The 10996-nt window shown below is 72.6% G+C and carries 7 protein-coding genes; all 7 read left to right on the forward strand.

The features are described from left to right. Positions 1 to 9 precede the first annotated feature (9 nt). From ACIBU0_RS22410 to cobI, 7 genes are read left to right on the forward strand one after another with little or no spacing between them, the layout of a single operon-like run. Positions 10 to 969 carry a cobalamin biosynthesis protein gene (locus tag ACIBU0_RS22410; protein WP_398820988.1) on the forward strand — a complete coding sequence of 320 codons (960 nt, stop codon included), beginning with the start codon at positions 10 to 12 and terminating at the stop codon, positions 967 to 969. Further along, complete coding sequence (locus ACIBU0_RS22415; protein WP_398820990.1) at positions 966 to 2477, forward strand: cobyric acid synthase; 1512 nt, start codon at positions 966 to 968, stop codon at positions 2475 to 2477. The genes ACIBU0_RS22410 and ACIBU0_RS22415 overlap by 4 nt, the downstream gene beginning before the upstream one ends. Then, on the forward strand, positions 2474 to 6130 hold the full coding sequence (gene cobN / locus ACIBU0_RS22420; protein ID WP_398820992.1) for a cobaltochelatase subunit CobN: 3657 nt from the start codon (positions 2474 to 2476) through the stop codon (positions 6128 to 6130). Before ACIBU0_RS22415 ends, cobN begins: the two co-directional genes overlap by 4 nt. Further along, the gene (locus ACIBU0_RS22425) at positions 6127 to 8127 is read left to right on the forward strand and encodes a putative cobaltochelatase (RefSeq protein WP_398820994.1); all 2001 of its coding nucleotides are present in this window, start codon (positions 6127 to 6129) and stop codon (positions 8125 to 8127) included. Before cobN ends, ACIBU0_RS22425 begins: the two co-directional genes overlap by 4 nt. Next, positions 8127 to 8735 (forward strand): cob(I)yrinic acid a,c-diamide adenosyltransferase, encoded by a 609-nt coding sequence (gene cobO / locus ACIBU0_RS22430; protein ID WP_398820996.1) that lies wholly within the window; start codon positions 8127 to 8129, stop codon positions 8733 to 8735. Before ACIBU0_RS22425 ends, cobO begins: the two co-directional genes overlap by 1 nt. After that, positions 8732 to 10198, forward strand: coding sequence for a cobyrinate a,c-diamide synthase (locus ACIBU0_RS22435; protein WP_398820998.1), 1467 nt, complete (start codon positions 8732 to 8734; stop codon positions 10196 to 10198). Before cobO ends, ACIBU0_RS22435 begins: the two co-directional genes overlap by 4 nt. After that, entirely contained in the window at positions 10183 to 10929 is a 747-nt protein-coding gene (gene cobI, locus ACIBU0_RS22440) for a precorrin-2 C(20)-methyltransferase (protein ID WP_398821000.1), read from the forward strand. The genes ACIBU0_RS22435 and cobI overlap by 16 nt, the downstream gene beginning before the upstream one ends. The last annotated feature ends 67 nt before the right edge of the window (positions 10930 to 10996 follow it).

Here is a 10996-nt window from a genome sequence, read left to right on the forward strand (position 1 = left end):
CTGACCCCGATGCGTGCCGATCGCGTCTTCGCGTACGGCGCCGCCGCCGGACTTCTCGGTGATCTGCTGCTCGGCGACCCGCGCCGGGGGCACCCGGTCGCCGCGTTCGGGCGGGCCGCCGGTGCCGTGGAGAAGGTGCTGTGGCGGGATCACCGCGGATGGGGCGTGCTGCACACCGCCGTGTGTGCGGGCGGTGCGGCCGCACTCGGCGCCGTGGCGCAGCACGTCGTACGTCCCTCCCGTACCGCCTCCGTCGCGCTGACCGCCGCCGCCACCTGGGCCGTTGTCGGCGGGACCTCACTCGCGCGCGAGGCGCGGGTCATCGGGCGGGCCCTCGAAGCGGGGGACGTCGAGGGAGCCAGGGAGCGACTGCCGCATCTGTGCGGGCGGGATCCTCAGTCGCTGGATGCGGACGGGATCGCCCGGGCCGTCGTCGAGTCCGTTGCCGAGAACACCTCGGACGCGGTGGTGGGGGCGCTCGTGTGGGGGGCTGTCGGCGGTGTGCCGGGGCTGCTCGGGTTCCGGGCCGTGAACACGCTGGACGCCATGGTGGGGCACCGGTCGCCCAAGTACCGGCGCTACGGCTGGGCTTCGGCCCGGCTCGACGACGTGGCGGGCTGGCCGGGCGCGCGGCTGACCGCCGTACTGGCCGCCGTCGCGGGGGGTGACCCGCGGGGCGCCGTACGGGCCTGGCGTGCCGATGCCGCGCAGCACCCGAGCCCCAACGCCGGGCCCGTCGAGGCCTCGTTCGCGGGGGCCCTCGGGGTGCGGCTGGGCGGGACGCTGTCGTACGGCGGGCGGGTCGAGCACCGGCCCGTGCTGAACGGGGCGACCGGACGCGCCGTCCGGGTCGCGGACATCGAGCGTGCCGTACGCCTCTCGCAGCGCGTGAGCCGCCTCGCGCTGGGCGTGTGCGTCGGCGCACGGCTCTTGACACGAGGCCGCTTCAGGAGAGGACGTACGTCATGACGGGTGGTGGGCTTCTCGTCGCCGGTACCACCTCCGACGCCGGGAAGAGCGTCGTCACGGCCGGGATCTGCCGGTGGCTGGTGCGGCAGGGCGTCAAGGTCGCGCCCTTCAAGGCGCAGAACATGTCCCTCAATTCGTTCGTCACCCGGGAGGGTGCGGAGATCGGGCGGGCGCAGGCCATGCAGGCGCAGGCCTGTCGCGTCGAGCCGACCGCGCTGATGAATCCCGTGCTGCTCAAGCCCGGTGGCGAGCAGAGCAGCCAAGTCGTGCTGCTGGGCAAGCCGGTGGGTGAGCTGAGCGCCCGCGGATACCACGGCGGGCGGCAGCAGAAGTTGCTCGGGACCGTGCTCGACTGTCTTGCCGAGTTGCGGGGCACGTATGACGCGGTGATCTGTGAGGGGGCGGGAAGTCCCGCCGAGATCAACCTCCGGCGGACCGACATCGTGAACATGGGGATCGCCCGGAACGCCGGGCTGCCCGTGCTCGTGGTCGGGGACATCGACCGCGGCGGCGTCTTCGCCTCGTTCTTCGGCACCGTCGCACTCCTCAGCCCCGAGGACCAGGCGCTCGTCGCCGGGTTCCTCGTCAACAAGTTCCGGGGGGACGTCAGCCTTCTGGAGCCGGGGCTGGACATGCTGCACGGGCTCACCGGGCGGCGGACGTACGGCGTGCTGCCCTTCCGGCACGGGCTCGGCATCGACGAGGAGGACGGGCTGCGCGTGTCCCTGCGCGGGACCGTGCGGGAGTCGAACACCGCCCCGCCCGTGGGCGAGGACGTGCTCCGGGTCGCCGTCTGTGCGATCCCCCTGATGTCCAACTTCACCGACGTCGACGCCCTGGCCGCCGAGCCGGGTGTCGTCGTGCGGTTCGTGGACCGGCCGGAGGAGCTCGCCGACGCGGACCTGGTGGTGATCCCCGGCACGCGGGGAACCGTGCGCGCCCTGGAGTGGCTGCGGGAGCGGGGGCTCGCCGAGGCCCTCGTGCGCCGGGCCGCCGAGCAGCGGCCCGTCCTCGGCATCTGCGGTGGCTTCCAGGTGCTCGGTGAGCACATCGAGGACGACGTCGAGAGCCGCAAGGGGCAGGTGGAGGGGCTCGGTGTGCTGCCCGTGCGGGTGCGGTTCGCGCGGGAGAAGACCCTCACCCGGCCGACCGGGGAAGCTCTCGGCGAGCACGTCGAGGGCTATGAGATCCACCACGGGGTCGCCGAGGTCATGGGCGGCGAACCCTTCTTGGACGGCTGCCGGGTCGGCCAGACCTGGGGCACGCACTGGCACGGTTCGCTGGAGTCGGACGGCTTCCGGCGGGCCTTCCTGCGGGAGGTGGCGACCGCCGCGGGCCGCCGCTTCCTGCCGGCCGCCGACACCTCGTTCGCCGCGCTGCGCGAGGAGCAGCTCGACCGGCTCGGCGACCTGATCGAACAGCACGCGGACACGGACGCGCTCTGGCGGCTCATCGAGTCGGGCGCGCCGCAAGGACTGCCTTTCATTCCACCGGGAGCGCCCGCATGAGCACTGTGTTGTTGTTGTCGACCGCCGACACGGATCTGCTGGCGGCCCGGGCCGCCTCGGACGCCGACTACCGGATCGGCAACCCGACGCGCGTGGACGTCGACGGCGAACTGCCCGCGCTGCTCGACGGCGCGGACATCGCCGTCGTACGGCTGCTGGGCGGCAAGCGGGCCTGGGAGGACGGGCTCGCCAAGCTGAAGGCGTCCGGTGTGCCGACCGTGCTGCTGGGCGGCGAGGCCGTCCCCGACGCGGAGTTGATGGCCGAGTCGTCCGTCCCGGCCGGTGTCGTGGCCGAGGCGCTGAAGTACCTCGTCGAGGGCGGGCCCGCCAACCTCACCGAACTGGCGCGGTTCCTCTCCGACACCGTGCTGCTGACGGGCGAGGGGTTCGTCGAGCCGCAGAAGATGCCCGAGTACGGCGTCCACGGCGAGCGTCCGCTGGTCAGCGGTCGGCCGACCGTCGGCGTGCTCTTCTACCGGGCCCATGAGCTGAGCGGCAACACCGCTTTCGTGGACACCCTGTGCGACGCCGTCGAGGCACGCGGCGCCAACGCCCTTCCCGTGTACTGCGGTTCGCTGCGGGGCGCGGACGCGGGACTGTTCGAGATCCTCGGCAAGGCCGACGCCCTCGTCGCCACCGTCCTCGCGGCGGGCGGCACCCACGCCTCGCAGGCGTCGGCGGGCGGTGACGAGGAATCCTGGGACATCGGGGCGCTCGCCGACCTGAACATCCCGGTGCTGCAAGGCCTCTGCCTCACCTCGACCCGGGCCGCCTGGGACGAGTCCGACGCCGCCCTCTCCCCCATGGACGCGGCGATGCAGGTCGCGATCCCCGAGTTCGACGGCCGCATCGTCACCGTCCCGTTCTCCTTCAAGGAGCAGGGCCCGGACGACGTGCCCGTGTACGTCGCCGACCCGGAGCGGGCCGCGCGGGTCGCCGGGATCGCCGTACGGCACGCGCAGTTGAAGCACAAGCCGAACGCCGACAAGAAGCTCGCGCTCGTCTTCACCGCCTACCCGACCAAGCACTCGCGCGTCGGCAACGCGGTCGGCCTGGACACGCCCGCGTCGGCGGTACGGGTCCTGGACGCGCTCAAGCAGGTCGGGTACGGGCTCACCGAGTACCCGGACAACGGCGACGAGCTGATCCACCGGCTCATCGAGGCCGGCGGACACGACGTGGAGTGGCTGACGGAGGACCAGCTGGCCGCCGCGCCCGCCCGGGTGCCGCTGGCCGACTATCAGGCGTGGTTCGACAAGCTCGACCCGGAGCTCAGGGACGCGATGCTGGAGGCGTGGGGTGAGCCGCCGGGGTCGCTGTACGTCGACGGGGACGACATCGTCCTCGCCTCCCTCCAGTTCGGGAACGTCGTCGTCATGATCCAGCCGCCACGCGGCTTCGGTGAGAACCCGATCGCGATCTACCACGACCCGGACATGCCGCCGTCGCACCACTACATGGCCGCGTACAGGTGGCTGGAGAACTCGTTCGGCGCCGACGCCATCGTGCACATGGGCAAGCACGGCACGATGGAGTGGCTGCCGGGCAAGGGGCTGGGCCTGAGCGGTGGCTGCGCCCCGGACGCCGTCCTCGGCGATCTGCCGCTCGTCTACCCCTTCATCGTCAACGACCCCGGCGAGGGCACCCAGGCCAAGCGCCGCGGTCACGCCACCGTCGTCGACCACCTGGTGCCGCCGATGGCGCGCGCCGACACCTACGGCGACCTGGCCAAGCTGGAGCAGCTCCTCGACGAGTACGCGCTGGTCTCGGACCTGGACCCGACGAAGGCGCCGGCGGTCCGGGCGCAGATCTGGACCCTCGTCAAGGCGGCCGAGCTCCATCACGACCTGCATGTCGACGAGCAGCCGGACGACGACGAGTTCGACGAGTTCGTCATGCACATCGACGGCTATCTGTGCGAGATCAAGGACGTGCAGATCCGCGACGGACTGCACATCCTGGGCGGCGGCCCGGTGGGCGAGCCGCGCGTCAACCTCGTGCTGGCCGTGCTGCGCGCCTCGCAGGTGTGGGGTGGGCAGGCGAACGCGCTGCCGGGGCTCCGGGCCTGCCTCGCGGCCCACTTCGGGCTCGTCGAGAAGGAACTGCTCGCCGAGCCGGGCGCTCCGGTGAAGGTGCCGGTCGAGCTGACGGACCTGGTCGAGGGCCCGTCCCGTACGGCCGCCGACGCCATCGACCTGCTGGAGCAGTTGTGCCGGCGGATCGCGGAGGGGATGGAGGCCCGAGCGTGGGATGTCTCGGCCGTTCCCTCCCTCGTCCGTGACGTCCTCGGCACCGAACTGCCGGACGCCGTCGCCGTGCTGGCGTTCGCCTGCAACGAGGTCGTACCGCGCCTGGCCAGGACCACCGACGAGATCGGGCACATCCTGCGGGCGCTGGACGGCGGTTACGTCCCGGCGGGACCCTCGGGTTCACCGACCCGAGGCCTGGTCAACGTCCTGCCGACCGGCCGGAACTTCTACTCCGTCGACCCCAAGGCCATCCCGTCCCGGCTGAGCTGGGAGGTCGGGCAGTCGCTCGCCGACTCGCTCGTGCAGCGGTACCTCCAGGACACCGGCGAGTATCCGAAGTCCGTCGGCCTGACGGTGTGGGGTACGTCCGCGATGCGCACCCAGGGCGACGACATCGCCGAGATCCTGGCGCTGCTGGGCTGCCGCCCGGTGTGGGACGAGGCCTCGCGGCGGGTGACCGGGTTCGAGGTGATCGGCCTGGAGGAGCTCGGGCGGCCGCGCATCGACGTCACCGTCCGCATCTCCGGGTTCTTCCGGGACGCCTTCCCGCACGTCGTCGGGCTGATCGACGACGCCGTGCGCAAGGTCGCCGAGCTGGACGAGCCCGCCGACCGGAACTTCGTCAAGGCGCACGCCGACGAGGACACCGCCGAGCACGGCGACCGGCGGCGCGCGACGGCCCGTGTCTTCGGCTCCAAGCCGGGCGCGTACGGCGCCGGTCTGCTGCCGCTGATCGACGCCCGCAACTGGCGTTCGGACGCCGACCTGGCCGAGGTGTACGCCGTCTGGGGCGGCTACGCCTACGGGCGCGGGCTCGACGGGCGGGCGGCGCGCGGGGACATGGAGACCGCGTTCAAGCGGATCAACGTGGCCGCGAAGAACGTCGACACCCGCGAGCACGACCTGGTCGACGCCGACGACTACTTCCAGTACCACGGCGGCATGGTCGCCATGGTGCGCCACCTGACCGGCGCCAACCCCGAGGCGTACGTGGGTGACAGTGCCACCCCCGACCAGGTGAGGACCCGCACGCTCGGCGAGGAGACCCACCGCGTCTTCCGTGCCCGCGTGGTCAACCCGCGCTGGATGGCGGCCATGCGGCGGCACGGCTACAAGGGCGCCTTCGAGATGGCGGCGACCGTGGACTACCTGTTCGGGTACGACGCCACGGCCGGGGTCGTCGACGACTGGATGTACGAGAAGCTCAGCGCCGAGTACGTCTTCGACCCGGACAACCGGGACTTCATGAAGAAGTCCAACCCATGGGCGTTGCGCGGCATCACCGAGCGGCTCCTGGAGGCCGCCGACCGCGGCCTGTGGGCCGAGCCGGACGCGGACACGCTGGAGCGGCTGCGCGCCACCTACCTGGAGCTGGAAGGCGACCTGGAGGGCGACGAGAAGTGACAACTCCCTTCCCTTTCACGGCCGTTGTCGGCCAGGACGACCTGCGGCTCGCGCTGCTGCTGAACGCCGTGTCGCCTGCGGTGGGCGGCGTGCTGGTGCGCGGCGAGAAGGGCACCGCCAAGTCGACGGCCGTACGGGCCCTCTCGGCGCTGCTGCCGGAGGTCGCGGTCGTCCCCGGGTGCCGTTTCTCCTGTGACCCCGCCGCGCCGGATCCGTCCTGCCCGGACGGGCCGCACGAGAACGGCGGCGGCGCCCGGCGCCCCGCCCGTATGGTCGAGCTCCCCGTCGGCGCCTCCGAGGACCGGCTGGTGGGCGCGCTGGACATCGAGCGGGCGCTGGCGGAGGGCGTGAAGGCCTTCGAGCCGGGCCTGCTCGCGGACGCGCACCGCGGGATCCTGTACGTCGACGAGGTCAACCTCCTCCACGACCACCTGGTCGACCTGCTGCTGGACGCGGCGGCGATGGGCGCGTCGTACGTCGAGCGCGAGGGCGTCTCCGTCCGGCACGCGGCCCGTTTCCTGCTCGTCGGCACCATGAACCCCGAGGAGGGCGAGCTGCGGCCGCAGCTGCTCGACCGGTTCGGGCTGACGGTGGAGGTCGCGGCCTCGCGGGAGCCCGACCAGCGGGTGGAGGTCGTCCGGCGACGGCTCGCCTACGACGACGACCCGGCCGGTTTCGCCGCACGCTGGGCCGACGAGGAGGCGGCCGTACGGCAGCGGATCGTCGCGGCCCGGGAGTTGCTGCCGCAGGTGCGGCTGGGTGACGGGGCGCTGCGGCAGATCGCCGCGACCTGTGCCGCCTTCGAGGTGGACGGCATGCGGGCCGACATCGTGATGGCGCGGACGGCCACCGCGCTGGCCGCGTGGGCCGGGCGGACGGATGTGCTCGCGGAGGACGTGCGGCAGGCCGCGCTGCTCGCGCTGCCGCACCGCAGGCGCCGTAACCCCTTCGATGCGCCGGGGCTCGACGAGGACAAGCTCGACCAGACCCTGGAGGAGTTCTCCGGGGACGAGGAGGGTGACGAGGACCCCGATCCGGACGGGCCGGGCGGCGGGGGTGGCGGGCAGCCGCCCTCCGAGTCCGACGGTCCGCAGGGGGGTGACACCGCCGCGCGCCCCGAAGCAGGGGAGGGCGGGGAGCCGCAGCCGTCGGGGGCCGGGTCGGGTGAGCAGCAGGCCGTGCGGGCCGCCGAGCCCTTCCGGACGAAGGTGCTGAGCGTGCCGGGCATCGGCGAGGGTGCCGCGGGCCGGCGCTCGCGGGCCCGCACCGAGCACGGGCGCACGACCGGGGCCCGGCGGCCCCGGGGCACGCTGACCAAGCTGCATCTGGCGGCGACCGTGCAGGCCGCGGCGCCGCATCAGCGGGCGCGGGGACGGTCCGGGCCCGGGCTGGTGCTGCGCCGGGACGATCTGCGGCAGGCGACGCGGGAGGGGCGCGAGGGCAATCTCGTGCTGTTCGTCGTGGACGCCTCGGGGTCGATGGCGGCCCGGCAGCGGATGAGTGCCGTGAAGGGGGCTGTGCTGTCGCTGCTGCTGGATGCGTATCAGCGGCGGGACAAGGTGGGGCTGGTGACGTTCCGGGGGTCGGCCGCGGATGTCGCGCTGCCGCCAACCTCGTCCGTGGACGCGGCGGCCGCTCGGCTGGAGTCGTTGCCGACGGGTGGGCGGACGCCGTTGGCCGCCGGGTTGCTGAAGGCGCATGACGTGCTGCGGGTGGAGCGGCTGCGGGATCCTGCGCGGCGGGCGCTGGTCGTTGTGGTGACGGACGGGCGGGCCACCGGTGGGCCGGAGCCCGTTGCCCTTGCCGGGCGGGCGGCACGGCTGTTCGCGGCCGACGGGGTCGCGTCCGTGGTCGTGGACTGTGAGTCGGGGCCGGTGCGGCTGGGGCTCGCGGGGCAGCTCGCGGGTGAGCTGGGAGGTACGGCGGTGACGCTCGACGAACTGCGGGCGGACTCCATCGCCGGGCTGGTGAAGGACGTACAGAGGAGGGCCGCGTAATGCCTCAGGGGCAGCCGAGTGTGGTGCCGGACGACGGTCTGACGACGCGGCAGCGTCGCAATCGGCCGCTGGTCGTCGTGCACACCGGTATCGGGAAGGGCAAGTCGACCGCTGCGTTCGGGCTCGCTCTGCGGGCCTGGAACCAGGGCTGGCCCATCGGGGTGTTCCAGTTCGTCAAGTCGGCCAAGTGGAAGGTCGGCGAGGAGAACGCGCTGCGGGTGCTCGGGGCCAGTGGTGAAGGCGGGTCCGTCGACTGGCACAAGATGGGTGAGGGGTGGTCCTGGGTTCAGCGGGACATCCAGGGTGACAACTCGACCAACGAGGAGAAGGCCCGGGAGGGCTGGGAGCAGGTCAAGCGGGACCTGGCCGCCGAGACGTACAAGCTGTACGTGCTCGACGAGTTCGCGTACCCGATGCACTGGGGGTGGGTCGACACCGACGAGGTGATCGACGTGCTGCGGAACCGGCCGGGGACCCAGCATGTGGTGATCACCGGGCGGAACGCGCCGGAGAAGCTCGTCGACTTCGCCGACCTCGTGACCGACATGTCCAAGGTCAAGCACCCGATGGACGTGGGCCAGAAGGGCCAGAGGGGCATCGAGTGGTGACTTCTTCCGTCCCTCGGCTGGTCATCGCCGCGCCCTCCTCGGGCAGCGGCAAGACCACCGTTGCCACGGGGTTGATGGCCGCGCTCGCCGGGCGGGGGCTCGCCGTGTCTCCGCACAAGGTGGGGCCGGACTACATCGATCCCGGGTACCACGCGCTCGCGACCGGGCGGGTGGGGCGGAACCTCGACGCGTATCTGTGCGGGCCGGAGTTGGTCGGGCCGTTGTTCCTGCATGGGGCGCGGGGGTGTGACATCGCCGTCGTCGAGGGGGTGATGGGGCTGTACGACGGCGCCGCGGGGGAGGGTGAGCTGGCCTCCACCGCGCATGTGGCCAAGGTGCTGCGGGCGCCTGTGGTGCTGGTCGTCGATGCGTCGTCGCAGTCGCGGTCGGTGGCGGCGCTGGTGCACGGGTTCGCGTCCTGGGATCCGGAGGTGCGGGTCGGGGGCGTGATTCTGAACAAGGTCGCGTCGGACCGGCATGAGGAGTTGCTGCGGGAGGCGCTGGACCAGGCGGGGGTGCCTGTGCTGGGGGTTCTGCGGCGGGTTGCCCAGGTGGACACGCCGTCGCGGCATCTGGGGCTGGTGCCGGTCGCCGAGAGGCGGGCTGCTGCGGTGGACGCGGTTGCGGCGATGGCGGCGCAGGTCTCCGACGGGTGTGATCTGGAGGCGTTGGTCGCGCTGGCGCGGAGTGCGGGTGCGGTGCCGGGTGCGGCTTGGGATGCGGCTGCGGCTGTGGCTTCCTCGCCCCCGCCGCCCCTGCCCTTCCCGTCCTCCAGGGGCTCCGCTTCTTCGACCCCGCCAGGGGGCTCTGCCCCTTGGACCCCCGATCGGCCCGAAGGGCCTAGTCCTCAATCGCCGGACGGGCTGGTGGTTGCCGTTGCCGGCGGATCTGCGTTCACGTTCTCCTATGCCGAGCACGCCGAGCTTCTCAGCGCCGCCGGTGCCCGAGTTGTGCCCTTCGACCCGCTGCGGGACGAGCAACTCCCTGAAGGGACCCGTGGCCTGGTCATCGGGGGCGGATTCCCCGAGGTGTACGCCTCCGAGTTGTCCGCCAACGAGCCGCTGCGCAAGGCCGTCGCCGCCCTCGCGGAGACCGGTGCTCCCGTCGCCGCCGAGTGCGCCGGGCTGCTCTACCTCTGCCGGGAGCTCGACGGGCAGCCGATGTGCGGGGTGCTCGATGCCGCCGCGCGGATGAGCGAGCGGCTCACGCTCGGGTATCGGGATGCAGTGGCCGTGAGTGACAGTGCGCTCGCCGAGGCCGGGACCCGAATGCGGGCGCACGAGTTTCATCGGACCGTCGTCGAGCCCGGCTCGGGGGCGGCGCCCGCCTGGGGTGTGCGTGCCCCTCAAAGGCGGGTCGAAGGTTTCGTACAGCAGGGCGTGCACGCGAGTTATCTGCACACGCACTGGGCCGCGCAGCCCGGTGTGGCCCGTCGGTTCGTGGAGAGGTGCCGGACGTCATGAGCAGCAGCAGGTTGATCGGAGTCGGGGTCGGTCCCGGTGATCCGGAGCTGGTGACCGTCAAGGGCGTCAACGCTCTGCGGGCCGCCGATGTCGTCGTCGTACCCGTCATGGACACCGGCGAGCGGGGACGGGCAGAGGCGACCGTTCTGCATTACGTACCCGAGGACAAGGTCGTACGGGTCGTGTTCGCCCTCAATGAGCGGACCGACCGGGGGCGGCGCGAGGCCGCCTGGGACGCGGCGGGCGAGCGGGTGGCGGAGTTGCTGCGCGCGCATGACGCCGTGGCCTTCGCGACCATCGGTGACCCCAACGTGTACTCCACCTTCACCTATCTCGCGCAGACCATCGGCGAGTTGGTGCCCGAGACCGTCGTCGAGACCGTCCCCGGCATCACCGCCATGCAGGACCTCGCCGCGCGGTCGGGTGCCGTGCTGACCGAGGGGACCGAGCCGCTCACCCTCGTGCCCGTGACCGCGGGGGCGACGGTGCTCAAGGAGGCTCTCGCCGGGCCCGGGACCGTCGTCGCCTACAAGTTCGGTCGGCAGGCGGGCGAGGTCGCCGAGGCGCTGCGGGAGACCGGGCGGATCGAGGACGCGGTGTGGGGGTCGGCGCTCGGGCTGGAGGAGGAGTCGATCCGGCCGGCCGCCGAGCTCGACGGCGCTCCCCTGCCGTATCTCTCGACGCTCATCGCTCCCGCGCGGCGCGACGGCGGCCGGGGCGGAAAGCTCTGACACCGTCCGTACAACGCCCCGTACCCCGATCCCCGATGGCCCCGACGGCCCCCGCCGGACCCGCCGG

Source organism: Streptomyces sp. NPDC049627 (assembly GCF_044465645.1).
In the GTDB taxonomy this organism is placed as follows: domain Bacteria; phylum Actinomycetota; class Actinomycetes; order Streptomycetales; family Streptomycetaceae; genus Streptomyces.